23 protein-coding genes and 1 tRNA gene are annotated in these 26,812 nt (G+C 45.2%); 17 read left to right on the top strand and 7 right to left on the bottom strand.

Translation table 11 applies throughout. The annotated features are described in order from the left end of the window. Window positions 1-8: 8 nt before the first annotated feature. From AB3U87_RS04635 to rsuA, 3 genes are all read right to left on the bottom strand, one after another. Window positions 9-341 (bottom strand): YejG family protein, encoded by a 333-nt coding sequence (locus AB3U87_RS04635; protein WP_253459886.1) that lies wholly within the window; start codon window positions 339-341, stop codon window positions 9-11. Window positions 342-674: 333 nt separating this feature from the next. Next, complete coding sequence (locus tag AB3U87_RS04640) at window positions 675-1,883, bottom strand: Bcr/CflA family multidrug efflux MFS transporter (protein WP_253459882.1); 1,209 nt, start codon at window positions 1,881-1,883, stop codon at window positions 675-677. A 10-nt stretch (window positions 1,884-1,893) separates the two neighbouring features. Beyond that, on the bottom strand, window positions 1,894-2,607 hold the full coding sequence (rsuA, locus tag AB3U87_RS04645; protein ID WP_253459880.1) for a 16S rRNA pseudouridine(516) synthase RsuA: 714 nt from the start codon (window positions 2,605-2,607) through the stop codon (window positions 1,894-1,896). A gap of 165 nt (window positions 2,608-2,772) precedes the next feature. Between rsuA and radD the strand changes: the two genes are divergently transcribed. Together radD and rplY are read left to right on the top strand one after the other, a co-directional pair. Beyond that, a complete protein-coding gene (radD, locus tag AB3U87_RS04650; protein WP_394148534.1) occupies window positions 2,773-4,527 on the top strand; it encodes a DNA repair helicase RadD in 1,755 nt (584 codons plus the stop codon). Between the two features lie 141 nt (window positions 4,528-4,668). Further along, a complete protein-coding gene (gene rplY, locus AB3U87_RS04655; protein ID WP_125288207.1) occupies window positions 4,669-4,953 on the top strand; it encodes a 50S ribosomal protein L25 in 285 nt (94 codons plus the stop codon). 91 nt (window positions 4,954-5,044) lie between these two features. On the opposite strand, the gene yejK is transcribed toward rplY, so the two are convergent. After that, entirely contained in the window at window positions 5,045-6,049 is a 1,005-nt protein-coding gene (yejK, locus tag AB3U87_RS04660) for a nucleoid-associated protein YejK (protein WP_370734307.1), read from the bottom strand. Window positions 6,050-6,205: 156 nt separating this feature from the next. Here yejK and AB3U87_RS04665 point away from each other — a divergent pair, with 156 nt between their 5' ends. The 12 genes from AB3U87_RS04665 to AB3U87_RS04720 all read left to right on the top strand — a co-directional run bounded on the left by AB3U87_RS04665 (window position 6,206) and on the right by AB3U87_RS04720 (window position 21,992). After that, window positions 6,206-6,433, top strand: a complete 228-nt coding sequence (locus AB3U87_RS04665; RefSeq protein ID WP_125288209.1) for a YejL family protein — start codon at window positions 6,206-6,208, stop codon at window positions 6,431-6,433. Between the two features lie 12 nt (window positions 6,434-6,445). Then, window positions 6,446-8,194: an LPS biosynthesis-modulating metalloenzyme YejM gene (yejM, locus tag AB3U87_RS04670; protein ID WP_394148536.1), complete on the top strand. Its 1,749-nt coding sequence runs from the start codon at window positions 6,446-6,448 to the stop codon at window positions 8,192-8,194. Window positions 8,195-8,327: 133 nt separating this feature from the next. After that, window positions 8,328-8,404 (top strand) — tRNA-Pro (locus AB3U87_RS04675). A 214-nt stretch (window positions 8,405-8,618) separates the two neighbouring features. Then, window positions 8,619-9,848, top strand: coding sequence for an integrase domain-containing protein (locus AB3U87_RS04680; RefSeq protein ID WP_394148538.1), 1,230 nt, complete (start codon window positions 8,619-8,621; stop codon window positions 9,846-9,848). Window positions 9,849-10,848: 1,000 nt separating this feature from the next. After that, complete coding sequence (locus tag AB3U87_RS04685; protein WP_394148539.1) at window positions 10,849-16,362, top strand: DUF3320 domain-containing protein; 5,514 nt, start codon at window positions 10,849-10,851, stop codon at window positions 16,360-16,362. Window positions 16,363-16,495: 133 nt separating this feature from the next. Beyond that, on the top strand, window positions 16,496-17,662 hold the full coding sequence (locus AB3U87_RS04690; RefSeq protein WP_394148541.1) for a restriction endonuclease: 1,167 nt from the start codon (window positions 16,496-16,498) through the stop codon (window positions 17,660-17,662). A 50-nt stretch (window positions 17,663-17,712) separates the two neighbouring features. After that, entirely contained in the window at window positions 17,713-18,216 is a 504-nt protein-coding gene (locus AB3U87_RS04695; protein WP_394148542.1) for a hypothetical protein, read from the top strand. 441 nt (window positions 18,217-18,657) lie between these two features. After that, entirely contained in the window at window positions 18,658-19,044 is a 387-nt protein-coding gene (locus tag AB3U87_RS04700) for a hypothetical protein (protein WP_394148543.1), read from the top strand. Next, window positions 19,013-20,248, top strand: a complete 1,236-nt coding sequence (locus AB3U87_RS04705) for a relaxase/mobilization nuclease domain-containing protein (RefSeq protein ID WP_477181474.1) — start codon at window positions 19,013-19,015, stop codon at window positions 20,246-20,248. The genes AB3U87_RS04700 and AB3U87_RS04705 overlap by 32 nt, the downstream gene beginning before the upstream one ends. A 222-nt stretch (window positions 20,249-20,470) precedes the next feature. Further along, window positions 20,471-21,112: a DUF4755 domain-containing protein gene (locus AB3U87_RS04710; RefSeq protein WP_394148546.1), complete on the top strand. Its 642-nt coding sequence runs from the start codon at window positions 20,471-20,473 to the stop codon at window positions 21,110-21,112. A gap of 28 nt (window positions 21,113-21,140) precedes the next feature. Then, window positions 21,141-21,473 carry a hypothetical protein gene (locus AB3U87_RS04715; protein WP_394148548.1) on the top strand — a complete coding sequence of 111 codons (333 nt, stop codon included), beginning with the start codon at window positions 21,141-21,143 and terminating at the stop codon, window positions 21,471-21,473. A 192-nt stretch (window positions 21,474-21,665) separates the two neighbouring features. Further along, entirely contained in the window at window positions 21,666-21,992 is a 327-nt protein-coding gene (locus AB3U87_RS04720; protein ID WP_394148550.1) for a hypothetical protein, read from the top strand. On the opposite strand, the gene AB3U87_RS04725 is transcribed toward AB3U87_RS04720, so the two are convergent. Further along, on the bottom strand, window positions 21,980-22,771 hold the full coding sequence (locus AB3U87_RS04725; protein WP_394148551.1) for a DUF4225 domain-containing protein: 792 nt from the start codon (window positions 22,769-22,771) through the stop codon (window positions 21,980-21,982). The genes AB3U87_RS04720 and AB3U87_RS04725 overlap by 13 nt on opposite strands. An 81-nt stretch (window positions 22,772-22,852) precedes the next feature. Here AB3U87_RS04725 and AB3U87_RS04730 point away from each other — a divergent pair, with 81 nt between their 5' ends. The 3 genes from AB3U87_RS04730 (at window position 22,853) to AB3U87_RS04740 (ending at window position 25,375) form a co-directional block, all read left to right on the top strand. Beyond that, window positions 22,853-23,335, top strand: a complete 483-nt coding sequence (locus AB3U87_RS04730; RefSeq protein ID WP_394148553.1) for an Hcp family type VI secretion system effector — start codon at window positions 22,853-22,855, stop codon at window positions 23,333-23,335. Between the two features lie 63 nt (window positions 23,336-23,398). After that, window positions 23,399-24,376 (top strand): toll/interleukin-1 receptor domain-containing protein, encoded by a 978-nt coding sequence (locus AB3U87_RS04735; RefSeq protein ID WP_394148555.1) that lies wholly within the window; start codon window positions 23,399-23,401, stop codon window positions 24,374-24,376. A gap of 45 nt (window positions 24,377-24,421) precedes the next feature. After that, window positions 24,422-25,375 carry a hypothetical protein gene (locus tag AB3U87_RS04740; protein ID WP_394148556.1) on the top strand — a complete coding sequence of 318 codons (954 nt, stop codon included), beginning with the start codon at window positions 24,422-24,424 and terminating at the stop codon, window positions 25,373-25,375. Between the two features lie 70 nt (window positions 25,376-25,445). Here the strand turns inward: AB3U87_RS04740 and AB3U87_RS04745 are convergent, their stop codons facing one another. Then, window positions 25,446-25,754: a DUF3892 domain-containing protein gene (locus AB3U87_RS04745; protein WP_394148558.1), complete on the bottom strand. Its 309-nt coding sequence runs from the start codon at window positions 25,752-25,754 to the stop codon at window positions 25,446-25,448. A 134-nt stretch (window positions 25,755-25,888) separates the two neighbouring features. Further along, on the bottom strand, window positions 25,889-26,308 hold the full coding sequence (locus tag AB3U87_RS04750; protein ID WP_394148560.1) for a hypothetical protein: 420 nt from the start codon (window positions 26,306-26,308) through the stop codon (window positions 25,889-25,891). Between the last annotated feature and the right edge of the window lie 504 nt (window positions 26,309-26,812).

Consider the following 26,812-nt stretch of genomic DNA (forward strand, 5'->3'; position numbering starts at 1 on the left):
GGCCTGGCTCAGGCAGGTATATTTTTAAAGGCTTCAGCAATGCCGACGCCAAAGTTTTTCAGGCGGCAGGTAGTGGCGCATTCATCATTACGCGCCACGAACAGGCACGGCTCGCCTTCCCACTCGACCACGGCGCAGTCGAGCTGAATTTCCGCCAGCGCCTCTTTCAGCATCTGCATGATATCCCAGGCCTGTACGCCCTGATGACTGAGCAGGCTCAGGCCTACCAGGTCATCCTCCGCCTCTGTACCACTGAGCGCACGCGGCTCCAGCCGCTTTCCGGCTCCCCAGCGATAGCTTTGCGGCAGGCGATGCACCACCGAATGTTGTAATCTGTTCACCCCTACTCCCCAGCCCGTAGCCATCATCATTTCTGCCTGTTTCTGGTCGTGGACATACCCCATCTGCGAGGGCTTAGTACCGCCAGTTCGTGATTTTGTTCTCATTTTTACCGCGTCGGCGCCGTAATAACAATCAATTTTGTTGCACAAAAGTAATTTAAGCTTAGTTATTTTTACAATAAGGCAACATTATAGCGTGTATCAGCAGAAAAGCCGGGAAGCAAGGCTTCAGAAAAGCCGGGAAGCAAAGCTTCAGAAAAGCCGGGAAGCAAGGCTTCCCGTTTTGGCGAGGATTAAGCGGGTCAGGCTGTTACGCGGATGCGGGCGTCGATGTTATGGCAAGCTGCGCTGACGGCTTTTACGCGGGCGCGTGGCGTAGATAAACAGCAGCACGGAAAACGCGGCGCAGATAAAAATGGAGCCAACCATCGGCCAGGCGCTGGTAAAGGTCATGGTGGAGAGCAGCGCGCCGACCAGCGCGCCCACGCCAAAGCGCAGCGTGCCCGCCAGCGAGGAAGCGGTGCCCGCCATATGCGGAAACTCTTCCAGGATCACCGCCATGGCGTTAGAAGAAACCATCGCCACGCAGCCGATAAACATTGCCACGCCAAACACCAGCGGCAGGAAACCGAGGTTCAGTGCGCTGACCACCACCAGCCAGATGCCCATCGTAAACTGGATCAGCAGCCCCAGACGGAACATCGCCAGCGGGCCGAAGCGGCGCACGCAGCGGCTGTTCAGCAGCGTCATCAGGAACAGGAAAACCACGTTCAGCGCAAAGTAGTAACCAAAATCCTGCGGCGAAATATGGTTCAGCTCGATATAGACAAAGGGGCCGGCGTTAAGGAAAGAGAACATCCCGGCAAAGGAAAAGCCGCTGGCCATCATATAGCTGAACACGCGCTTGTGGCGAAACAGCGACAGAAAGTTGCGCAGCGTGGTGCGCATATTGAATTTTTGCCGCTTATCGTGCGGCAGCGTCTCTTTGATCTGCGTGACCACCAGCAGCGTGGTGACCACGGCGGCCAGCGAGATAGCCCAGAAGATGGCGTGCCAGTTCCACAGCAGCAGCATCCAACCGCCCAGGATAGGCGCCAGCAGCGGCGCGATGGTGGTGACCAGCATGACAAAGGACATCATGCGCGAGAACTCCTCTTTCGAGTAGCTGTCGCGCATCAGGGCGCTGATCACCACGCTGCCCGCCGCCGCCGACAGGCCGTGCAGCAAACGCATAAAGATCAGCTGATCGATGGTTTGCGCCAGCGCGCAGGCCGCCGCCGCGACGGCGAAAATCAGCGTGCCCACGGCTATCACCGGCTTGCGGCCAAAGCTGTCGGCCAGCGGGCCGTAGATTAACTGCCCCAGCGCAAAGCCCAGGATATAGAGGTTCAGCGTCATCTGCACGCTGCCGGCCGACACGCCAAATTCGCGGGCGATTTGCGGAAGCGCAGGCAAATACATGTCGATCGACAACGGCATTAGCATAGCCAGCAGGCCAAGAATAACGACCAGTCCCGCCGACGAGTTCTTTTCCTTACGCATCCCTGTTTCCTTATTTTAATTCTGCGGGCAGTCTCACGCTGGCGATCTCTTCCGCCGTCAGGGCGCGATACTCGCCCGGCTCCAGTTCCTCATCGAGCACGATATCGCCAATACGCTCGCGATGCAGCGCCACCACGTGGTTACCCACCGCAGCGAACATCCGTTTTACCTGGTGATAGCGCCCTTCGCTGATGGTCAGCCGCACCTGATTTTCACTGATGACTTCCAGGCTGGCTGGCTTAGTGAGGTCTTTTTCGTTATGCAGCTGCACGCCTGCGGCGAACTGCTCCGCCGTATCCTCGGCCAGCGCGTTTTCCAGCGTCACCAGGTAGGTTTTTTCACAGTGATGGCGCGGCGAGGTGATGCGGTGCGACCACTGGCCATCATCGGTCATCAGCACCAGGCCGGTGGTGTCGATATCAAGCCGCCCTGCCGCGTGCAGTTTATACGCGGTGGGCTCTTCCAGAAAATAGAGCACCGTTGGGTGATCCGGATCGTCGGTGGAGCAGACGTAGCCCTGCGGCTTGTTCAGCATAAAATAGCGCGGGCCGATCTGCAGCCGTAACGGATTGCCGTCATATTCCACTTCGCTTTCCGGGCTGAGCTTAAAAGACCCTTCGCGCACCACTTCCCCATCAACCGTCACCTTACGCGCGCGCAGCTCGCGAGCGGCAATCGCCCGGCTGACTTCCAGTTGCTGAGATAAAAATTTATCAAGTCGCATTAAATCTGCACTGCCTGTTTCAATGAATGAATTCACCGTTCCTGTAGGGAACGTCAGAAGAGAGTAACAGCAGAAGTATATCGGGAGTTGCGGCTCAGGCACAGAGGCGCGCGCGCACGGAGCGGACTTTCGTGGCATAATGCGGCTTTGCTCGCGGATTTAATCATGTCCTTTACCCTGCGCCCCTACCAACAGGAAGCCGTTGACGCCACGCTCAGCTACTTCCGTCGCTCTCACCAGCCCGCCGTGATTGTCCTGCCGACCGGCGCGGGCAAAAGCCTGGTGATCGCCGAACTGGCGCGGCTGGCGCGCGGACGCGTGCTGGTGCTGGCGCACGTCAAAGAGCTGGTGGCGCAGAACCACAGCAAATATCAGGCTTACGGCCTGCAGGCCGATATCTTTGCCGCCGGTCTGCAAAAGAAAGAGAGCCGCAGCAAGGTGGTGTTCGGCAGCGTACAGTCGGTGGCCCGCAATCTGGCGCAGTTCGACAGCGAGTTTTCGCTGCTGATTGTGGATGAGTGTCACCGCATTGGCGACGCCGAAGACAGCCAGTACCAGCAGATCCTCAACCATCTGCGCCAGCGCAATCCGCAGCTGCGCCTGCTGGGCCTGACCGCCACGCCCTATCGCCAGGGCAAGGGCTGGATCTATCAGTTCCACTATCACGGCATGGTGCGCGGCGACGAGCGGGCGCTGTTTCGCGACTGCATCTACGAGCTGCCGCTGCGCTATATGATCAAACACGGCTTTCTGGTGCCGCCGGAAAGGCTGGATATGCCGGTGGTGCAGTACGATTTCAGCCGCCTGACCGCCAGGGAAAACGGCCTGTTCAGCGAGGCGGATCTCAACCTGGAGCTGAAGCAGCAGCAGCGCATTACGCCGCATATTATTCAGCAGATCGTTGAGTTTGCGCAGGATCGCCAGGGCGTGATGATTTTTGCCGCCACGGTCGAGCATGCCAAAGAGGTGCTGGGCCTGCTGCCCGACAGCAAGGCGCTGATCAGCGCCACCACGCCCGCCGCCGAGCGCGATGCCCTTATTACCGCCTTTAAAGCGCGCGAGCTGCGCTACATGGTTAACGTGGCGGTCTTGACTACCGGCTTTGACGCGCCGCACGTCGATCTTATCGCCATCCTTCGCCCTACGGAATCGGTCAGCCTGTATCAGCAGATTGTCGGACGCGGGCTGCGGCTGTGCCCTGGCAAAACCGACTGCCTGATCCTGGACTACGCGGGTAATCCGCACGATATCTTTACGCCGGAAGTGGGCGCGCCCAAGGGCAAAAGCGACAATAAACCGGTGCAGGTTTTCTGCCCGGCCTGCGGCTTTGCCAATACGTTCTGGGGCAAAACCACCGCCGACGGCACCATCATTGAGCACTTTGGCCGCCGTTGTCAGGGCGTGATGGAAGACGACGACGGCGAGCGCGAGCAGTGCGACTTCCGCTTCCGCTTTAAAAGCTGCCCGCACTGCAACGCCGAGAACGATATCGCCGCCCGCCGCTGCCATCAGTGCGACGCGGTGCTGGTCGATCCCGACGATATGCTGAAAGCGGCGCTAAAGCTGAAGGATGCGCTGGTGCTGCGCTGCGCTGCGATGGTGCTGGAAAACGGTCGCGATGAGAAAGGCGAGTGGCTGAAGGCGCGCTATTTCGATGAGGAAGCAACCGAAGTGAGCGAGCGCTTCCGCCTGAGCACGCCCGCGCAGCGCAAAGCCTTCGAGCAGCTGTTTATGCGGCCGCATCAGCGAGCGCCCGGCGTGCCGCTCGGCTGGGAAAACGCGGCGGATATCGTAGCGATGCAGCCGCTGCTACGCCATCCCGATTTTGTGGTGGCCCGCAAACAGCGCAATTTCTGGCAGATCCGTGAAAAAGTGTTCGATTATCAGGGCCGTTTTCGACGCGCTAATGAGATCCGTTAGGGCACACGGTGTTTAATGCGTTGCCCGCACCGGCCTTGCCTGCTACAATGCGCCCCGCTTTTGCCGCTGGCGAAAGCTGAACAATCCAACCTGTTGCTGGGTCGCCTGTAGCAGGATAATTACTTAGAAAGAGACTGAACAATGTTCACTATCAATGCAGAAGAACGTAAAGAGCAGGGTAAGGGTGCGAGCCGCCGCCTGCGTACAGCTAACAAATTCCCGGCCATCATCTATGGCGGTAACGAAGCAGCTGTAGCTATCGAACTGGATCACGACTACGTGATGAACATGCAGGTTAAGCCTGAGTTCTACACCGACGTGCTGACTCTGGTTGTTGACGGTAAAGAAACTAAAGTAAAAGTGCAGGCTGTACAGCGTCACCCGTTCAAGCCAAAACTGCACCACATCGACTTCGTTCGCGCTTAATCGCCGACCGATCTCTGTGTGAAGAAAACGCCGCTTAATGCGGCGTTTTTTTATGGGCGTTTGTCAGCAGCGGGCATCCCTGCCGCTGCGCTTATTTGCCGCCGCTGCGACGCTGTAGCTGGTCGCGCAGATTAGGCGGCGTGCCTTTGATGGTCAGCGTATCGGTAGCCGGATCCCAGAAAATGCGCTCGCCCAGCAGCATGGCGTCAAAGTTAATGGTCAGCCCGCCGCCGCTGCCGGCGAACTTCGTCAGCTGGCGCAGCGTGCTGCGATCCGCCGGGAAGCTCTCTTCCAGCTCGTAGCCCTGCTCCTGGGTGAAATCCTGAAAGGTTTTTTCGCCCAGCGGCGCCAGCTCTTTCGACAGGCCTTCCAGCTCAATCTCTTCGCCCGACTGCAGCTGTTCGTTACAGTAGCTGTAAACCTGCTGGCGATAGTTCTGACGCTCGTTTTTATCCAGCGCCGCCTCGGCACAGTAGTCGTCCACCGCCTGGAGCAGACCACGGTTTTGCGCTTTGGTATCCAGGCCCACGCTGGCACCAAGGAAATCCATAAAGAAGTCGGCGACCTTGCGCCCTACTCTGCCACGCAGGAAGGTCAGGTAGCGAGTTGATTCCGTATTGGTTTCCCATTCGGTCAGATCGATACGCGCCACGATATCCGCATGGTTGATATCCAGATAGTGCGTGGTGCTGATATCCAGCTCTTCGTTAACGCGCATGCTGTTCTGGCTGTTCAGCACCGCAACCAGCAAATACTCCACCGCCAGATAGCGATAGTGGGCAAACAGCACGACGCCGCCGTCCGCAAAGGGATACTTAGCGAGTTCGTCGCGTAAACGTCCGGTCGCCGCGCGGCTGAAGGCCAGAAAATCATCCTGGCCCTTCCGGCAGTTGCGCAGCGCGTCGGCCAGCTCGCTCTCTTCATTAAACAGGCCGTAAGCCTTGCTTTTGGCGCTGTAGACGCGATGCAGCTCCTCCATCATCGCCGTAACCGGGCCAGTGGCCGGCAGCAGCGACTCCCGCAGCACCAGCTCCAGCGTCTGCTCGTCACGCTTAATCATCTGATGAAGGGCAATCTGCTCGATATCCAGACTCATGTAAACTCTCCTTTAAACTTAAGCGCGTATTCAATCACCGAGCGTGGTCGGGATCAACAGGCAACAACATTAACCTTTTCCACATGATAAAATTGCAGAAAGAATCGCGCTTTTACGGTAAGATGCCGCCTTTTAATACTCGATAAATTTGACGCTATGCCACAATCATCCCGTTACAGCGACGACCGCGTGGAAAAACTCCTCGCCGAAATGGTCAACGTGCTTGAAAAAGACAAGGCGCCCACCGATCTCTCTTTGATGGTGCTGGGCAATATGGTGACTAACCTGCTGAACACCAGCGTTGCTCCGGAGCAACGCCGCGCGCTTGCGCGTTCATTTGCCGAGGCGCTTCAGGCTTCGGTACGTGAAGATAAAGCACACTGATGTGATCCCGCTATGGTAACAAGTCAGCCGCGCTACCGTGATAAAGTCTCCCAGATGATTGGCTGGGGGCACTGGTTCGCCCTGTTTAACATTATCTTTGCCCTTATCCTGGGTAGTCGCTATCTGATTGTTGCCGACTGGCCTGCCTCGCTGGTCGGGCGTATCTATGCGTTTACCAGCTGGACAGGCCATTTTAGCTTTATTGTTTTCGCCGCCTATCTGCTGATTGTTTTTCCCCTGACGTTTGTGGTGATGTCGCAAAGACTGCTGCGCTTTCTTTCCGCCATCATCGCTACCACCGGGTTGACGCTGCTGCTTATTGACAGCGCGGTGTTCGCCCGCTTCCACCTGCACCTCAACCCGGTCGTCTGGGAGCTGGTGGTCAATCCCGATCAAAGCGAAATGGCGCGTGACTGGCAGCTGATGTTTATCAGCGTACCGGCTATTTTCCTGGTCGAGATGCTGTTCGCTACCTGGAGCTGGCAAAAGCTGCGCAGCCTGAATCGCCGCAGCTTTGGCAAGCCGCTGGCCGTGCTGTTTATCGTCACGTTCTTTGCCAGCCATTTGATGTATATCTGGGCCGATGCGAATTTCTATCGGCCTGTCACCATGCAGCGTTCCAACCTGCCGCTCTCTTATCCGATGACGGCCCGCCGCTTTCTGGAACGCCATGGCCTGCTGGATGCGCAGGAGTATCAGCGCAGGCTGGTGCAGCAGGGTAATCCGGAGGCGCTTTCGGTCGCCTATCCGCTGAACGATATTACTTTCCGCGATGGCGGCGCCCGCAGCAATCTGCTGATCGTCACCGTGGATGGCCTGAACGAGGCCACGATGCCGAAACAGCTGCCGCATCTGGCCCGGTTCGCTCAGGACAACGTGCGTTTTACGCAGCATTTCAGCGCGGGCAGCCAGGCCGACAGCGGTCTGTTCGGCCTCTTTTACGGTATTTCGGCAGGCTATATGGACGGCGTGCTCTCTTCGCGCGTGCCTTCGGCGCTGACGGAGGCGCTGGCGAAACAGGGTTACCAGTTTGGCCTGTTTGCCAGCGACGGCTTTGCCTCGCCGCTCTATCGTCAGGCGCTGCTGGCGGACTATTCGCTGCCCACTTCAGAAAGCCAGTCCGATGCACAAACCGTTGCGCAGTGGCAACGCTGGCTGGAGACGCAGAAAGCGAAAAGCGCCCCCTGGTTCTCCTATCTTTCTCTGTCCGGCGGCAAAAACGCTGGCGTGGCGAAAGAAGCGGCACGGCGCTACGCGCGCAGTGCGGCAGAGGTGGATGTGCAAATCCAGAACGTGCTCGCCACGTTACAGGAGAAAGGCCTGCTGGATAATACGGTGGTGGTGATCACGGCGCAGCACGGCGTGGCGTTGAACGACGATGACGATATGGGCAACCGTGCAAACCTACAGGTGCCGCTGGTGATCCACTGGCCGAATACGCCATCGCAGCAGATTGATAAGCTGACCAGCCATCAGGATATTATGACTACGCTGATGCAGCGGCTGCTGCACGTGCGTACGCCAGCTTCTGATTATTCGCAGGGCGAAGATCTGTTTGCCGTGCGCCGCAGCCATAACTGGATAACCAGTATGCATGACGGCCAGCTGGTGGTGACTACGCCGAACCTGATGCTGGAGCTGAACAGCAACGGCAGCTATACCGCCTGGGATGCTCAGGGCCAGCGGTTGAAAGATCACAAGCCGCAGCTGACGCTGCTGTTGCAGGTGCTGACGGAAGAGAAACGCTTTATCGCTAACTGAGGCGTGGGTTTTAAAGATTATTTCCCGCGCCCTGCTCTGCGTAAACCAGACGGCAACGTTGGCTATTTTCATAGCAGTCAACGTGTTAGCCGCTTGCAATCGTAGCGAATTTGCGTACTATTAGCTCACGCGTCGGCACGTAGCGCAGCCTGGTAGCGCACCGTCATGGGGTGTCGGGGGTCGGAGGTTCAAATCCTCTCGTGCCGACCAAATTCTCCCAACGTTTTGTCTGGTGAAGTCCAGAGAGAACCATAAAAAACAGTTTAAACAGTAGGTTGTTGAAACCTGCTGTTTTTCTGTTGTCTAGTGAAATCCTGATTGATACAGTGGAATCCACCTGATTTAGGCATACTCATGGGCATACGTTTCTAAGACTGCCTTTTGATATGCCTAAGCCTTCCGAGGAACAGAATGGAGACTGCTCATGGCAAGACAGACCAAGCCCTTAAACAATACCGAAGTGAAGAACGCCAAAGCTGCTGGACGAGCATTGGTTCTTTATGACGGGGATGGTCTGGAACTGCAGGTAACTCCCGGAGGCTCAAAACTCTGGCGGTTTCGTTATTACAAACCCTTCACTCGTAAACGGGCTATGATCAGCTTTGGTTCATACCCTTCCGTTTCGCTTTCCGAAGCCCGCCAAAATCGTGAATCAGCCCGCGCTCTTCTTAGGAAAGAAGTTGACCCTCAAGAGCACAAAAAGGCAGAGCAACTTCGTCAGAAGAGTGTGAGTGAAAGTACGTTTGAAAAAGTTGCTGCTGAGTGGTTTAAAACCAAAGAGGCAGCAGGATTAACAACTCACACTCTTAACGATATCTGGCGTTCAATGAGTAAATATGTGTTTCCACATATTGGCTCTATGCCTATTTCCAGCATTACAGCCCAACAGTTCATTGGATCCCTTAGCCCAACTCATGCGGCAGGCAGACTCGAAACTGTTAAAAGGTTGAGTCAGCGTATTAATGAGGTTATGGATTACGCTTTGAACTCTGGCTTAGTGACTTCAAACCCAGCGGCAAAAATCGGTAAGACGTTCCATAAACCAAAAGTAAAACACCGCCCCGCCCTCTTACCTGAACAGCTACCTCTGCTTATGAAGAAGCTCGCATTTGCGAGTATTGGCAGACAGACGCGCTGTCTTATCGAATGGCAGCTCCTTACAATGACACGACCGGCAGAAGCGGCGATGACACGCTGGGATGAGATCAACTTCGAGACAAAGGAATGGTGCATCCCTGCCGGTCGCATGAAAATGAAACGCATGCATATTGTTCCGCTATCTGAGCAAGCTCTTGCTGTGCTAGAAGTTATGAAGCCAATCAGCCAGCACAGACCACACGTTTTTCCCGGATACCGCAATCCGCTGGAACCAATGAACAGCCAGACGGCAAACATGGCGCTTAAACGCATGGGGTTCAAGGACATCCTTGTTGCGCATGGTATGAGATCGATTGCTTCAACTGTTCTCAATGAGAAGGGGTTTCAACCTGATGTAATCGAAGCAGCACTGGCTCACATTGATACTAATGAGGTCAGGAGAGCTTACAACCGTTCTCAATATCTTGATCGACGAAGAGAAATGATGGCTTGGTGGGGCGGACATGTTGAACTGTCAGCAAGCGGTAATTATAGCATTCACTCTGGCTTAGATTAGTATTGATGATTTTTTTATTGGTTTTTTATGGAAATAAAAAAAGCCCCGAAAGGCTTTTTTATTATGTACTACTTAAAAATGTAACTATGGTTTGGAATTTTTACTAGGCTTTACCTTTGGGTTATTTCCCGGAGTTTTCTTGTTATCACGCTGACGCTGGTCAGGTTGACCTGTTGAGTCAGCAATACGTTTCGGACCAGGCTTAAGTGCCATAGAAATTCTCCTGTGAACGTTTAAGAGGGAACCCTTCCGTTCAAAATATGAGCAATAGTTGGCTATATCAAGAGATCTTTTGACAAACTGGTGGGTATTTGATCAAGGTCTAATTTTTAAGACTTCATAGCAAGATGAACATAGATACAATTAATACTAAATCTCGTTTTGACCGAAATACTATCTGAGTATCGTATTGCTTGGCTGGAGGGTTACACTCGAATCCAGCCGGGTTTTAGACACATAATCTGAGTAGTGAACAAACATAACCGGAGTCATACATAACTCGCTTCAAGCACTATTACCAATATTCGAAAGTCGCTATTAAAAAATAAACAATAAAATCAAATACTTGCGTAAATTAACATTAGTTATATTTGGAAACAAGTTCCTCATTGCCACCTAAAGCACCCAATAGACTACCTAATAATGCACCTGTACCTACATTAGGCATAAAATTTTCTAAGCCCAACCAAATCTTTTTCACAACGTTATGCTGGGTGGATATAAGTTACCTACAACTTGGCTACCTATTTTTTGACCTTTAAAGTACCAAAGCATCAATCTTACTTATGTCAAACTCCTTTAACCTTAGCTACAAATTATACGGCCTTACTTAAACACATGATTTTTAAGAAGTAAAAAATACTAACCAATATTAATTAGAAAACTCTTAATTTTCATATCAAAACACTCTAATATGTATAGAAAAATTTTAGTTACTTAGCTATAAAGTGGTAATGCATTGATAAGCAAGGTAAAATTCTCAATTCAAAGGTTATGCGTAATGGACGAAATTGAAGGCTCACTTTACAAAAACTCCAATCTGTCACTCAGCCAGAAACTTGAAAAGTCGCGAGCAGAGTTACTCGATCTGACAGCTAGAAATCGTTTACTTAACATACCAAAATCAAAGACTACAAAATTTTTGGAAGTAGTTAATGAAAGGTCTGACATTCTGTTCAAGATGCTTTTTGAAGAAGGCAAGTCCTTCACTTTTCTTCATGGTCGAGAAGATAAAAAGACAGATGAAAACAATGATAACAGTGAGATAGACTCAGAGTCCGAAGATATTATTTTCTTAAATGATTCTGAAACCAACCATAATGATACTAAACTCCAGACCAAGCTCACGCCAAAGACATTACAAAAAAAGTTATTAGATTTATATTATGACTCTAAAACCCTTGAAGAAGAGCAAGGCGTAAACATCCTTTTTCTGTCTCTAGGATCGCTTAAATGGATAGATCCTAATAACAAAACAAACATACGCCACGCCCCTATTTTATTGTTGCCAGTTGAATTAATGCGAGCTAAAGCAGGAGAGCGCTTTAAAATTAAAGTCAGGGATGAGGACATCATTAGCAACCTGTCGCTTGAGACATTCCTCAACCGCGTTCACCAAATAACTTTACCCTCACTAAATATCGATGATGAGTTTTCTTTAACGGACTACTTTGCTAAAATCAAGCAAACTATTTCATTGAATAAAGGCTGGGAAGTATTAGAAAATGAAGTCAATCTAGGTCTGTTTTCCTATGCTAAATTTATGATGTATACAGATTTAGATCCTGATAACTGGCCTTCGGATTCAAAAATCACAGATCAGGAATCAATAAAATGTCTTTTAGAAACAGGCTTCTCTGGTGGAGAGTTAATCTCTGACGACATTGTAATTGACTCAGTCATTCCCCCCCGAGAAATGCTTCATATTTTGGACAGTGATAGCTCACAAACTCTTGCCATTCACGAAGTACGTAATGGTAAAAGCTTGGTTATTCAGGGTCCTCCTGGAACTGGTAAATCTCAGACAATCGCAAACATCATAGCTTCAGCTGTAGCAGACGGTAAAAAAGTATTGTTTGTAGCTGAAAAGATGGCGGCCCTTGAAGTAGTTAAGCGCAGACTTGATCAGGCGGGTGTTGGAGATGCTTGTTTAGAGCTACATAGCAATAAAACCAGCAAAAGAGCATTTCTTGAAGAACTGAAGCGAGTCTGGGAACTCGGTTCACCTCGAGGAGAATTTCCAGATACATTAGTCAATAATCTCACAGAAAGCCGAGATATCCTAAACAATCACCCCGCAAGAATTCATAAAACGTACATGCCATCTGGCTTAACGCCATATAAGGTTATGGCGCAACTGGTACGTCTCAGAAAATCAGGTTTTGATCCTAACGATTATAAGCTTAGCGAGTATGAATCATGGAGTAATGACGATTTCTCCAAAAGACATGCACTTATCGATGAATTAATTGAGAGGATAAGTGATATTGGCATTCCTGATTCGCACCCATGGAATGGTATCGATAGAACTGAGATACTTCCTAGTGAAGTTGAAAGACTCACTGCTTCATTAATGAACCTGAAGTCTGAACTTTCAGATTCTATTGAAGAGTCTATCAATCTTTCTAAACTTACCAATGAAGCCTATCATATAGGCTCATTAAAAGAGTTACAGGAATTCATTCTAATAGCTGAATTAATTAACTCAGCGCCTAATTTATCACCTGAATCATTAAGTTCGCCATTATGGGCCACTTCTAAAGATGAGACAAAGACGTTAATTGAAACTGGATTCTCATTTAAAGAGCTCTACAGCAAGCTTGAAAAAGAATTACATGCAGATAAATTCAACACCGAGGTCGCCAGCCTTTCAGAAGACTATCGTAAATTACCTGTAGATATTAATATTAATGCTTTTACTACTGCCTATAAACTGAAGACACTTACACCTAAAATCTTAAAAGAGTCTTCAAGATTGCAGCAGGAGTTGGGTTCTAAAAACGGATTCTCGAGTTTAAGTGAGATTGAAAGTCTTATTGAGTTGGGTGAAAGTATTACTCAGGCTCCAAATGTGAGTCCAGAAGCATTCATTGCCACTGTCTGGGAAGGTGGTATTGAAAAAGCGGCAAGTCTGGTTGCAGATATTAAACAACTTAGTATTTATAAAGAAAAAATCAATCTCATCTTTGTTGAAAAGGCGTGGGAAACAGATGTAGAAAGCACACGAAACAGCCTTGAAAACAACACTGGCGCTTTTAAATTCCTTAATAGCGAATGGCGAAAGTCGAAAAAGCTTACCCTTTCATTGATAAATGATAAAGGTTTGACGATCCCTCAGCAGGTTGAGTACCTCGATCTGTTGATAAAAGCACAGAAATTGAGAAAATCCATCATTGATTTGAATGAATTTGGACAGTCTGCATTTGGTTCAGACTGGCGAGGTGAGAATAGCGATAGTGAATTGCTGAAATCACTTGTCGAATGGATGCGTACCTTACGTGGTATCAACTCTGAAGCCCGAATAATTGCAAGTCGCCTCTCCAACAAAGACGCCTTAGCATATCAAGTGAGTCAGCTTAAAAAACTCACCCATGAAGTTTTAGATGAAAGCCGTATTCTTTGGGATTCATTGGGAGCCACGCCAGAAGAGTATTTTGATAACTATTACTCCGTTAAAAGCATTCCACTGGAATCACTCCTTGTAAAGTCTGATGTGCTAAGCACTATGGACTCCGCGTATAAAGATGTTTTCGTCAAAAATGAATCCTCTGTTTCTGATCGTATTGAATTGTTGAGTTTGTTATCAAGCGCCCAGCAAAAAATGAATATCATTAATACTTTTGATAATTTAGCTCAGTCAACCATGTATCCATTATGGTTGAAAGAAAACAGTGACTGGGATCTGTTACTTCAATCTCATTCCTGGATTGAATCAAATAATGACTTAAGAATCTTAGCATCTAAAATAGATGACAGACAGGGTTTAGTTCATAAATCAAGAAGTTTGAGTGAGTCTATTCAAGAGCAGTTTGCCAAACTCACATCAGTTATTATTTCTCTTAAATCTTCCTATGGATCAATTTTCAAAAATGAAAATGTTCATGAAATACCATTTAATTTAGTCTATGACAAGATTACTCTTTGGATAGATAATTCTGAACAACTTTCAAAATGGGTTGCCTGGCAAAACCGTGTAGAGCTGGCGAAAAAATTTGGTATTTATCCATTAATCTCCGATTTGAGTAGTGGAGTTATTTCCTCCGAACGTTTACTAGGTACTTTTGACAGAACTTATTTCGACTCAATTCTGTCTTTAATGGTCGAAGATGAGCCAGAACTGGCTCGTTTTGATGGTGATTTGCATTCAAGAAGAGTAGCAAGCTTCGCTGAGATGGATCTGCGAAGAATTAAAGCTTCGAGTTTTGAAGTCGTAAGAGCTCACCACAGAGCAATTCCCTCTAAAGTTGGCGTAGGGCCTGTAGGTGTACTGCGGGGTGAGATGGCACGCAAACGCGGTCATATGGCGATTCGACAGCTCATGACAAAAGCTGGAGCAGCTATTCAGGCATTAAAGCCAGTTATGATGATGAGTCCTCTGTCAGTTGCCCAGTTTTTAGTGCCAGGTAAGCAGTCGTTTGATTTACTGGTAATGGATGAAGCCAGTCAGATCCAACCTGTAGATGCATTAGGAGCTATTGCACGAAGTAAGCAGATAGTTGTTGTCGGAGACGAACGTCAGTTACCTCCAACTTCTTTCTTCGCCAAAATGACAGGTTCCGCAGATGAGCAGGATGATGAAGACTCAGCACAAGTCGCAGACATTGAGAGCATACTGGGACTTTTTGTTGCCAGAGGGTTGCCTCAAAAAATGCTTCGCTGGCATTACAGAAGTCGTCACCAGTCATTGATTGCTGTGTCGAATAGCCAGTTTTATGAAAACAAGCTTTTTATAGTTCCCAGCCCCTATACACAAGAAGCAGGTATGGGCCTACGTTTCCATAAAGTTGAAGATGGCGTATTCGAATCTGGAAGCAATGCAAACGAAGCAAAACGCGTAGCAACAGCAATTCTTGAACATGCAAGAAGCCACCCTCATCTATCTTTAGGTGTTGCTACCTTTTCTGTTACCCAGAGAAAGCGTATTCAGGACGAGCTTGAACTGCTTCGCAGGCTGAACCCTGAGTTCGAGAATTTTTTCTATGCGCACCCAAGCGAACCGTTTTTTGTTAAAAACCTTGAAAACATTCAGGGTGACGAACGCGACGTCATTATCATTTCTGTTGGATATGCCCGAAATCCACAAAACTACATGGCAATGAGATTTGGTCCCCTTGGAGCTGAGGGCGGTGAGAGACGTTTGAACGTTCTAATCAGTCGCGCTAAAAGGCGTTGCGAAGTCTATGCCTCTATTGATGACGATGATATCGATCTTGAAAGAGCTAAAGGCAGAGGTGTATTCGCTTTTAAACTTTTCCTGCAATATGCAAGAACAGGTCGCTTGTCAGTAGCAGAGCAGAGTGGCCGTTCAATGGACAGTGTGTTTGAAGAACAGGTTGCAAATGCTCTGCAAAAAGAAGGCTTCCAGGTTCACCCTCAAGTCGGTATTGCAGGTTTCTTTATTGATTTAGCCATTGCCGACCCTGATATGCCGGGCCGCTACCTTATCGGGATTGAATGCGATGGTATGACTTACCACTCTTCCCGTTCTTCGAGAGAAAGAGACCGCTTACGCCAGGCAGTGCTTGAGGATCATGGTTGGATCATTCACAGGATTTGGAGCACGGATTGGTTCCAGCGCCCCGAAGAGCAACTACAGAAAACTCTATCTGCTATTCAGGCGGCTAAGAAAGAGCTCGAAAATCGTTCTGAAACTTCTCTATCTCGGTCAAGAGCTGTACCTGTCGAGATAGTGACAGTTGAAAGAGAGACTGTCACAGAGATTGGTCTTGAGAAAATTGAAGGCAGTTTCAATGAAGCTGTGGCATATGTTGAGGCCGTTCCTGACGTTGATACAAGATTCCAGATTCATGAGACCCCAGTTGGCGTGCTCGCTAAGATAGTTGAGCAAATTGTTCTTGTTGAAGCCCCAATACATGTGAATGAAGTGATCACACGTATCAGGTCAGCATGGGGTCTACAACGTGCAGGGGCTCGTATTGAGGCCATTGTTAAAGATGCAATAAAAATCACAACTTCAAATTCTTCATTTTGCCTAGAAGATGACTTTTTATACAACGATAGTCTTTCCATAACATTGAGAGACAGAACGAATGTTAAATCAGCAGGATTAAGAAAGTCGGAAAACATATCTAATAAGGAAATGGAGGCAGGAATTATCGATATTATCAATAAAAGCTTCGGAGCTACCCAAGACGAGCTAATCAATTCTGTATCAAGGGCTATGGGCTTCAAGTCTACAAGCAGTACTTTGAAAAACCTTATCTCTTCCATAATTTTAAAAATGGAAAGCGAGAAAAAGATTATTTATAAAGAACCAATGTACTATATCATATGATACTAATTTAGTGGTTTGCACTCTAAGGCCGCTAAATGCACAGAAATTTGAGACACAAGAATACCACTCTCGTGTCTCACTTAATAAATAGCTGTCGTTGACTTACTTTTTTAAAAGAAATGGACAACACTTTATGATTTATCAATGTTATTCATGTAGTAAGACATCTTTTGAAATTATTTGCCCATGGTGCTCTGGCGGAGTTCCAACGGCAACGAAATCATGGGGTACAAAAACACACATCCCCATAACATCAGAAGAAATGATACCTCTTAACCCTTCTTTTTATCCAGAATTTCAATATCAGTCAAAAGGAGTTATAAAAGACCTGTTCGGGAAAAAGAAAGAGCAATCCCAACTCAATAGTCTCCTTCAAAATGTTCTAGATAAATATGCAACGTTTAAGGATCCTTACTTCACAAATTTCATTTACACGACAAAATTTTCACATGATAAGAGTTCAGAGAATAATCTGACTGAAGACAAAAGTAACTACTCTGATTTTGTTTTGTTCCGCGAAGTACTTGTTCGGAAGGGCTTTGATGAGTTAGAAGAGATGCCAATGCTTTTGGACAAGCTTTTACTTACCACATCATTCAACGCTTTATATAGTGGATTTGCGAATGAGATCAAAAGGCATATCAAACCTACACTCACAGAATCTTTAAAATCATGGATTGAAGAAGCAGGAACAACCTTTAGAGCGGATCTATCTTTATTTCTATTTTTTGTCTGGAACAATAAAATAACTTTCCCTGCATTAGATTTCAATGAGAATGCTCAAAACACTCCAGGCACACCATTAATATCGATTGATAATGTTAGAAAATATATATCAATCTGTGAAACTATATACTTTGACATTTTAGTCGAAAGGTTGGCTACGCGCCTTGAGCACTTCAATCCCGATAAATATGTTAATATGTACTCAGTAGATTCGATGAATGGATTTGAATTTGAAGACTTTTTAGTCAAAATATTCCAGATTCTTGGATATGATGTTAAAGAAACTAAGAGAACCCAAGATCAAGGTGCAGATTTATTCGTCACTCGCTTCGATAAAAAAATTGTTATCCAAGCAAAAAATTATTCTGGTTCGGTTGGCAACTCAGCAGTACAACAAGCTATTTCTGCAAAAACTTTTTACTCTTGTGACGAAGCAATGGTGGTTACTAATTCATACTTTACGAAATCTGCAAAAGAACTTGCAGAATCTGCGGGGGTTCGCTTAGTTGATAGAAACGAACTGCAAAATTATTTAGACGATTACAATCAGAAAATAATTGAAGATTTTATTTAGTAATAATTAATTCAAACAATTTGATTATTGAACTGTTAATGGAGAAAATTATGAACAATGTAGCTAAAAAACTTACAAATACCGATAACGATGTGGAGAAGAAAATCTTCATAGGCCGCATATTCATCGATTTATTAGTTTTTGTTGGAATATTTACAGTCACACCAATTATAATTTTACTTATTGCTAATAATAAAAAATTACAGCATATGTCTTTTGTTAAGTGGTTAGAAGAACTACCCTCCGATTGGTATTATATACTTTCATTCATTGGTGCATTAATTATCATATATTGGCATATTAAAACGAACTCCATAAAAAACTTTAACGATTCAATATTGACCATCATCACTTCTATAGCAGCATTAAAAATTTTCAGTACTGATGGTTCTTTTTTATCTGCTTTATTTCTTGAATTAAACTCCGATCCTATAACCTTACTCTTATTTAAACAAATCACTGTAACATGTGGATTTGCTAAGTTTGGGATTTCGCTTTATGAATTTTCTAAAGATAGAATAAAATACCTCAAAGGGAAATACCAAAATGACTAGTATGACTTTTTATAACGTAAATTGATGAAAATGATTACTAATGGGATGTATGCAATACTTGTAAAAATGGATAATAGCACCGCAACTTTATTAAATCCGTTTAAATTCGACCCATTGAATAAAGCATCCCATCCCCAGTAAGAATAAAGAGGAAGTGCAAAAATAAACAATGGGATCATTAAATAATATATGAAGATATAAAAGTTTTTCATGGAAACCTCCTTTTTATATTATTTATACATCACATTAAAACTTTGTCAATACAATCTGAGGTAAGTAAGTATTAAGCAAGGGCTAACTCAGCGAAGCTGAGTTGCCTTGCTTTTTCTGCCCTTCGGTTGAAAAAGATAAGTCAAAACCTACATCGTTGACATAATTTAGCTATCGGTTATAAATATGTTATGCATAAGGAATATGCTCATATTTTGAAAAGGAGTCCCTATGAATAATTTATACCGCCCTCCCCTTGCAGAAAATCTTCGTATTCATTGCGTCAGCGTCAGGCTAAATAACTCAGAGCTAAATACTTTAGATCAAGAGCGTAAGCAATACGCAAAGGGCGAATGGCTTCGTATGTGCCTGTTAAAGAACCAACCTGCTGTCGTTCCTGAGATCAACAGAGCGGCATGGAAAATGTTTGGTGAGATTAATCAGAGGCTTAGTGAGATTGTTAGTCACCTGAATGCGAAGCAGTCATGTAACCCACTTACTAAGACTGAACTGTTCGCCGTAAAGCGGCAAATCAGTGAGCTTCGTTCTCGCCTCCTTACCGCTGATCTATGGAGTATCCCCTCTAATGAAGGGCATGCAGAAGATCAAACGAGGTAAGAGCTTCGCAGGTGTTGTCCTATACGTATTGAAACCCGGACCACATCATAAAACTGATCCGGTAGTTATCGGCGGGAACATGTTGGGCGCTTCAGCTGCTGAGTTGATCGCTGAGTTCGACGCGTCAGCTTCACTCCGCACGGACATACTGAAACCTGTATGGCACAACTCTCTGCGGCTGCCCTTTAGTGAAACTCTTTCCCATGAGCGATGGGCTACGTTTGCTGACGACTATATGAAACGTATGGGGTTCAGTGAAACGCACCTACGCTGCTATGTCATACATGACGACGAGGCCGGCCAGCACATTCATATCATTGCCAGCAGAGTAGACCTCATTGGAGGAAAGCTTTATCTGGGTAGGAATGAAAACCTTGCGAGTACCCGCATAATCCAGGAGCTTGAGCTGGCATATGACCTGACCAGAACCAAAGGCCCAACCCCTTCACATAGCACTTCCTCTGTAAGAGAGCGCATGAAGCTATCACGTGGCGAGCAACAGAAGGAGAGGCGTGAAGGTCAGCCAAGCCCCAAGACGTTCTTACAGAACTCTATCGACGAGATCCTTACGAGTGCTAATGATATCTTGGGCTTCGTTGAAGCACTTGCTGAGAACGGTATAACGACCATACCTAACATTGCCAGTTCTGGCCGTATGAATGGTTTCTCCTTTGAGTATGCCGGAATAGCATTCAAAGCCTCCCAGTTAGGTAAAGCTTACTCATGGGCGACTCTACAAGAGAAACTCCGCTACGCACCTGAACGTGACAATCCCATACTGTTTGCTTTGAAAGCTTCGGCTTCAAGTGGTAATGAGGCGAGTAAATCTGATACTCCTGTGATCGTAGAAGTGGCTTCACAGCCCTCACCCGCACCTTTAGAGACACAAGTAATTGCAGAGTTTCTAGTACATAAACAAAGAACGGAAGCAACCGAAGCGCAATCCCCCTTCAACATTACGCATTTGCCAAACAAGCAAACCAGCAGTGCAGACAACTTCATGACAAGGGTATTGAAGTGGCTACTGAGCATTCCTTACCTGGCTGCTTTCACAGACCTGCTCAAAAAGGCAGGTAAGACGTTTCTCCACCAAAAATCCTCATTTTCGACAATTCATACAGTCCTCTCAGCTGAACCTGCGTTATCTGAGCCACCAGGCAGCAGCCAAACTCTGACTGAGCGCGCAGCAGTATCCTTTCGATAACCTCCTGCCTCAACGCAATTTTCCAGCCTAAGTTCTTATTTGCACAAACAATTGATCGTTTTTACAGATCGATAAATGACATATGATAGTCAGTACCTATCAAAATAGGATCATCGATCGGTACAAGTGATTTGCTTAAGTTTTGAACTCGTTCAAAAATCACCAGTAAAATCAGTTACCAATCAGCTAGTTATGAACCACACAACGTCAAAGGTATATAAAATGGGTATAGCGGCTTTGAATAGTCAGAAAGTACGTAAACCTTCGTTCTTTCGTTCAATTCGATTCTGGATTGTTGTATTGGTGATCGGCTGGATACTGACTGATTCAAATCCTAAAGACACTGCAGGGTTCCTGTTCATGTGGACATTACCTGCCTTCTTCTTACTCCTAACAGCATATGTGTCATACACACATAAAAGAGCAAACGCGTCGACTATCGACTTGCTGAACGTGAATAACAACGGTCTGTGGAGCCATGAGTTCCAGGGCAGCAAAATGACCATTGATACGAATCGTGAGCTTCTGACGCTTGAAGCTAATAAGCGCAAAAAAGCTTACAAGTTCAGTGACGTCAAAGGCTGGCGATATCACCTTGCTAATGGTGGTGAAATCGTAGCTCTCGATATGGTTGGCATGCTGGGGAGTAAAGGCCACAACAATCTTACCCGCCTTAAAAACTTCGAGAACTCTGGATTTTTTATCCAGGTGAGAGACATTGAATGCCCGGAGTGGCAGATAAAATTTCACCCCCGTAAAGGCCGGTTCCACCATGAACGAGGGATCCGCGATACGGAAATGCAGTTGAAGCAGTGGTGTGAAATTTTTGACCAAACACTGATTAAATGCACAGCAACACAATAATCATCAATATCAAATAAGGGATTAAGAAATGAATAAAATTTCAACAGTTGCAGTCATGTCTTTGGCGGCTTTACTTACAGGCTGCGACAGCGAACCCTCCTCTTCCGAAATCCAGAAAGCTATGCAGGACAACATTGACCACACAAATCAGCAAGCCAAACAGCGATTCGGTGAGAACAGCAAAGACATGCTCACGACTCTGAACAAAGCTGAGAAAATTTCCTGTAAAGAATCAGAGGCAAAAGGTACATACCTCTGCAAAGTGAATACCGATGTAACACTACCATTCATGGGCGAGAAGCAAACCGTAGCTGAATTCAAATTTACGAAGAGTGATGGAAACTGGAAAGTATCACCTTAATTGAATCCAATAATTAACAAGCTCATTTTTCACCGGAATTTCAAAACAAATATTTTATGCGCAAGTGTTAGCACCAGGGAACCATTCTAAAAATAAAAAACCAGAAGCCCTTCAAAGGCCTGTCCGGTTTGTATAGGGCTTAGGTAATGAGTTACAATCAGACTATCGTAAGACAAATGAATGACGCTCATTATGAACAAAATGCAAATCGAAGAAATGCTTGTAAAAGAGGGGTTTACACCAAAAGAAGTCTCTGTGATACGTCAGCATGCTGAAAAAGACGGTTATCCTTATCCCTGGCTCCTTTCACAGTTAAAGAAAAGATTCATAGTTGCAATGATATTAATAGCAATCCTTCTCGCAGGACTCATTTATACCATTCACAGTGGTACACAAGAAAACCTTCTTTCGTATTCGATCACACTTGTAGCAGGTTTCGTGATTTTATATATATTCGTACCTTTGAAACCTGCATTCAAAGCTTACAGATTTATGAAAAAGCATGGTCACTCTTTGTAAGTATCAGAAATTGACTTAATGGCTGAAGCGTCATTATAGACTTCAATGAATAGCTCTTTTCTGCTCATTTCCTTAATACCGCGAACGTAGTCGGTATTAAGGTAATAGTAGAGACGCCAGGCCTCAGGTTTTTGTACCAGACGCACGATGCCATAGAGAGAAAGTGTCAGGTCCATCGAACTGTATGCTAACTGTCCAACCCTCTGTTCGAACCCTAAAAACTCAGCTGTTGCTACATAACCCTGTTTAAGTAATCCCGCACTATCAGTTTTGCCATAAACCAGGTTCTCAACAGACTCCTGAAAACCATTAAGTCCATGCAAAACCAACATGCCTCCAAAGGCTGTCCCTATGATTGTTCCTGACGCAAGGGAAGCTCCAATCACCGAAACACCTGCAATGACCTGTAGACCGCTAAGCACTACCCCAACACCATTGATCACATAGCCCCAAAAATCTCCATTCCTGACAAGTTGCACTGAGGCATGAACCGCAGCCGTACCTGCCCTCAGCATTCTGTCCTGAATAGTGAGGTACTCATTTTCCTTTTTTAGGTTTTGAATGCACTCCTGGCATTGAGCATCAGTTGAATCTGAACGGATAAGGTTGAGTTGAGCGTTAACGAAAGCTTTAACGTCATCCTGGAACTGCAATCGATTGAATCCATCTTTCAGGTACAGGTGAGAAAGGTGATTGGCATTACTAAGCAACTGATTCGCCTCGGCATGAGCCATAGTCAGAAAGTAATCCTTAAATCTGTTTGGTTTCCAGTAGTCCATGGCTGTGCCTTTATGTCATTATACGTATCATTAAGTTATTTAATCAGATTACCCTTCTCAGGGAAAGTGAAAGGACCAACTATGAGCACAGATCTCTTCTTAAAAATTGATGGCATAACAGGTGAATCGCAGGATAGTAACCATAAAGGCTGGACTTCTATTGAATCTTTCACATGGGGCGCGAACCAGCCGGGGAACATGACAGTTGGAGGCGGAGGTGGTGCTGGAAAAGTTCAGTACCGTGATCTCTCGGTTCAGGCCCTCATAGACAAAGCAACTCCAGCAATCATGCGCTATGTCTCTAACGGCAAGCATATCGGTAAGGTTGAGCTTTCGGTATGTAAGGCTGGCGGGAGCCAAATCGAGTACTGTCGCATTACGCTTGAAGACGTTCTTATCACCAATGTAATTTTCAATGGCGCTACAAGCCGTGACCTGATCAGTGTCTCATATCAGTTCCAGGCTTCAAAAGTTAAAATACAGTATTGGGAACAGTCAGCAAGCGGCGGCAAAGGTGCTGAAAGCCAGTCTGGATGGGATATTAAAGGTAACAAAGAATTGTAGACTTTCAAGGATATTGGGTGATTAAGCATGATCTAAAAACTGTGAATTTTTGAGGAGCTAATTATGACTAGCATATTTGTATCATATTCGCATAAAGACGAGCAATTTCGAGAAGAGCTTGAAGTACATCTTGCTATGTTAAAAAGAGAAGGCTCAATTGACGTGTGGCATGACAGACGAATAGTGGCTGGTTCACAAATCGATTCGACCATTGACGTTGAGCTTGAGAGGTCTGACATAGTTCTGTTGCTAATAAGCCCTGATTTCCTAGCTTCAAGTTATTGTTTTGATGTTGAAGTGCAGCGAGCAATGCAACTTCGGGATCAAGGTAAGTGCGAGGTGATACCTGTCATCTTGCGGCCATGTGACTGGCAATCAGCTAATGCTCCATTTAGCAAACTTTTAGCAGTACCAAAAGACGGTATGCCCGTATCGAAGTGGCCTGACAAGGATGACGTATTTTTAGATATTGTTAAGCAGTTGCGTAAAGCATTAGAAGCTTTATTAGTTAAAAGCACTTCGAAATCACCGAGACGCGTTACTTCTACGAATATATTATTCCCTTCAAATGTTCCCCATATCGATATCCCCCGCTCTAGCAATCTAAGGTTAGCGAAAACGTTTACTGATGTCGATAAAGATAGATTCCTTGACGAAGCTATGAAATATGTCAAAAGATTTTTTGAACAGTCGTTATTGGAATTAAAAGAAAGAAATGAAGGAATTGATACACGCTTTATACCAATAGATCACAATGCTTTTGGTTGTGTTATATATCGCGATGGTAAAACCGTTGCTAAATGCGGCATTAGATTAAATACGGGCAGATATTTTGGAAAAGGAATTTCTTATACGAATGATGAAAGCGCTCCTGAAAACACAATGCAGGAATCTCTTTCACTTAACTACGATGAGCAATCATTATTTCTAGTCCCCATGGGTATGGGATATGGTGGTGTACAACGAACAGCAAAGCTTAGCTTTAATGGTGCCAGTGAATACCTGTGGGAGCTACTAATATCCCCTCTTCAACGCTCTTAATTTATTACTGCTTTATTAACAATTAAACTTTGAAGCGAAAATTTTATGCATGATCAACTTGTTACGATTACTGGAATTATAGCCATTCCTTTTTCGGCTATCCTAAGTTTATGCGGAATTATGCTAGGGCTTTTCAGCTTTGACGAAAAAAGGAAAATACTTATATCATTAAAAATCACCGGATTAATATCTACAAAAAAAGTTAAAGCCGAAAAATTTGCGCAATGGTGGTCTACGAACTTCTTTTTACTCTTTGGTGCAACTTTTTTTTCTAAAAGACAAATCTTAACCATTCCGCTGTTTACAATTTTATATTCAACTTTTCTTTTTATCTCATGGTTTTTATGGATGTTGATTTTTTATAACCCTGACCATATAATACCAAATCATATCCCAACAGTTCTAGATGCATCTATAAATAACTTTTTAAATTACGGCTTTGTGTACTCTTTACTTTTAGATTTCATCTCAATTTCGATAACACGGGTATATATAAAATACTCTTTAAGAAATAGGTTTAGCTCATTTAAAGCAATACTATTTTTTATAACGTCTATCTTATTAATTGTTTTTTTGTTTACAATAGTGATCTATAAATTAAAGATTAGTTCAATTGATGATCTATATACAATGCAAGGCCTTTATTTAGAAAAGAGACCAATTACAAATTGGGAACCAGTTCAAACATTTTATTCATCTCTTAATATAATTCATAACGAAACAATGATAATAGTGACTTCTAAAGGACTAATGACAAATTATTTTATACCTCAAGCATTAATGCTTTATACGTCTCTTATGACTCAAATAAGTTTGATTATTATTTTCTTATGCTATATTCTTATCAAATTTTTAACCAAATTAGAGATTTTATCTTTGTTTTTGGTTAAAAATGCTGGAACAGCTTCAATGAGCGCTTGGGGTTTTATAGCCTTAGCTGTGATTTTAATAATATGCATCCCGATGACTCTTCTTATTTCATCTATTTTTATAATATAAAACACAAGAACTTTAAATTAAAAAATGGCTCATTCAATCCATGCGGAGCCATTTTTAATGAATTTTCAAGCTAATATTCTGGAAGATTCTCTAAATTATCCCTAGCAGAACCGTTAGGTTTTGTAGTGATATAATCAACCCCATTTACACGATCTTTTATTACTTCCTGTCCTTTTTTCCATTTATCATCTGCGTCTTTCAAAATAGTGTAAAAGCTGTTGTTACCGTTTATTTTTTCAATAACCCATTCGCGTTTGTAGGAAGTGCCATTTCCTACCGTGTCCCCATTGTCGACATGTACCATTACATCAGTAATGTGCGTATGTTTGTCATTATATCTAACTTTAGATATGAGGTAGTCGGCCCATTTAGTTGCCATTATATTATCCGGAAGTATTCGCAGCTTTATCGCTGCATGTTTTTTATACTCTTAGTGAAGTAATTTTTCCAAGCCAAAGTTTAAAAATAGTGATCTAAGACAATTTTTAAAGTGAATTTTACCATCGCGGTAATCTAAACCCTTTTCCTCCTCCTCTTCTTCCTTGTAGTTATCACTTGATTGAAAAGTATCGCCTTCTTATACTTAACGCGTTCCTCATGATAAATATTTTCCGCCTCTTCTTCATTATCAATGGCATAATGAATCATAAAGCGAAAGAAAAACGTGATCTCATGTTCATAGCCAAGGTGCTGAATGATTCTAGGAGAACTCGATTTTAGAGCTCTTGAAAGCATAGAAATGATTGTAAAACGATCTGCAAGATCTGTTTTAGACTGTGGAAGGTAGTACTTAATGTAGTAGCCGACATAAAACAGCCAGATATAGCGAATTATCTTGTCCTTTGAAAAACCTGATTTTTTTAATCTTTCAATGAACATTTGTAAAAGCAAAAGTAGCTTTTCTTCCCTTGAAAGAGCGTCTATATTTTTCATAGACTGCGTCCTTGCAAAATTGATCAACCACTCCTTGGTTGTATATACAAGATAACATATAATTTAAATTGCGCAATATCTGCGCAACTAAATATTTAATCAGCATTCGTTTCCCTGTCTATGTCTGGCAGTCCATTATGAAGTTGCTCGAAACTAATTCCGTGCTGTGTAGCATTGAACTGCCATACAACAAACCTCTCTTCCAGACGCCTGAGCTCTTCTGCCAGTGTTTTGTTTTTGAGTTCGAGATTACTTATGCGCTGTGAGGCGATTTTTAAATTAGCTGGCCGTTTTTTCTACATCATTACCAGACTTAATATCTTTTTCTTAATGTTGAAAGCCATCACAATATCTTTGTGAAGCCCCAGGGACTGACGGGTCGGTCGCTTACCAATCAGTGAATCGCCACGGGTTTAACAGACACCTTAGAGTCATTTAAGATGGCTGAAAGAGAGGTGCCCATGAGCGGTAAGCGTTATCCAGAAGAGTTTAAAATTGAAGCAG

This window comes from Erwinia plantamica, assembly GCF_043420595.1.
GTDB classification, from domain to species: Bacteria; Pseudomonadota; Gammaproteobacteria; order Enterobacterales; family Enterobacteriaceae; genus Erwinia; species Erwinia aeris.

Excerpts from the sequence above, each read along its gene's own strand:
- AB3U87_RS04640 (WP_253459882.1), bottom strand. The coding sequence starts at position 1,883 with ATGCGTAAGGAAAAGAACTCGTCGGCGGGACTGGTCGTTATTCTTGGC.
- rsuA (WP_253459880.1), bottom strand. The coding sequence starts at position 2,607 with ATGCGACTTGATAAATTTTTATCTCAGCAACTGGAAGTCAGCCGGGCG.
- radD (WP_394148534.1), top strand. The coding sequence starts at position 2,773 with ATGTCCTTTACCCTGCGCCCCTACCAACAGGAAGCCGTTGACGCCACG.
- rplY (WP_125288207.1), top strand. The coding sequence starts at position 4,669 with ATGTTCACTATCAATGCAGAAGAACGTAAAGAGCAGGGTAAGGGTGCG.
- yejK (WP_370734307.1), bottom strand. The coding sequence starts at position 6,049 with ATGAGTCTGGATATCGAGCAGATTGCCCTTCATCAGATGATTAAGCGT.
- AB3U87_RS04665 (WP_125288209.1), top strand. The coding sequence starts at position 6,206 with ATGCCACAATCATCCCGTTACAGCGACGACCGCGTGGAAAAACTCCTC.
- yejM (WP_394148536.1), top strand. The coding sequence starts at position 6,446 with ATGGTAACAAGTCAGCCGCGCTACCGTGATAAAGTCTCCCAGATGATT.
- AB3U87_RS04680 (WP_394148538.1), top strand. The coding sequence starts at position 8,619 with ATGGCAAGACAGACCAAGCCCTTAAACAATACCGAAGTGAAGAACGCC.
- AB3U87_RS04685 (WP_394148539.1), top strand. The coding sequence starts at position 10,849 with ATGGACGAAATTGAAGGCTCACTTTACAAAAACTCCAATCTGTCACTC.
- AB3U87_RS04690 (WP_394148541.1), top strand. The coding sequence starts at position 16,496 with ATGATTTATCAATGTTATTCATGTAGTAAGACATCTTTTGAAATTATT.
- AB3U87_RS04695 (WP_394148542.1), top strand. The coding sequence starts at position 17,713 with ATGAACAATGTAGCTAAAAAACTTACAAATACCGATAACGATGTGGAG.
- AB3U87_RS04700 (WP_394148543.1), top strand. The coding sequence starts at position 18,658 with ATGAATAATTTATACCGCCCTCCCCTTGCAGAAAATCTTCGTATTCAT.
- AB3U87_RS04705 (WP_477181474.1), top strand. The coding sequence starts at position 19,013 with ATGAAGGGCATGCAGAAGATCAAACGAGGTAAGAGCTTCGCAGGTGTT.
- AB3U87_RS04710 (WP_394148546.1), top strand. The coding sequence starts at position 20,471 with ATGGGTATAGCGGCTTTGAATAGTCAGAAAGTACGTAAACCTTCGTTC.
- AB3U87_RS04715 (WP_394148548.1), top strand. The coding sequence starts at position 21,141 with ATGAATAAAATTTCAACAGTTGCAGTCATGTCTTTGGCGGCTTTACTT.
- AB3U87_RS04720 (WP_394148550.1), top strand. The coding sequence starts at position 21,666 with ATGAACAAAATGCAAATCGAAGAAATGCTTGTAAAAGAGGGGTTTACA.
- AB3U87_RS04725 (WP_394148551.1), bottom strand. The coding sequence starts at position 22,771 with ATGGACTACTGGAAACCAAACAGATTTAAGGATTACTTTCTGACTATG.
- AB3U87_RS04730 (WP_394148553.1), top strand. The coding sequence starts at position 22,853 with ATGAGCACAGATCTCTTCTTAAAAATTGATGGCATAACAGGTGAATCG.
- AB3U87_RS04735 (WP_394148555.1), top strand. The coding sequence starts at position 23,399 with ATGACTAGCATATTTGTATCATATTCGCATAAAGACGAGCAATTTCGA.
- AB3U87_RS04740 (WP_394148556.1), top strand. The coding sequence starts at position 24,422 with ATGCATGATCAACTTGTTACGATTACTGGAATTATAGCCATTCCTTTT.
- AB3U87_RS04745 (WP_394148558.1), bottom strand. The coding sequence starts at position 25,754 with ATGGCAACTAAATGGGCCGACTACCTCATATCTAAAGTTAGATATAAT.
- AB3U87_RS04750 (WP_394148560.1), bottom strand. The coding sequence starts at position 26,308 with ATGAAAAATATAGACGCTCTTTCAAGGGAAGAAAAGCTACTTTTGCTT.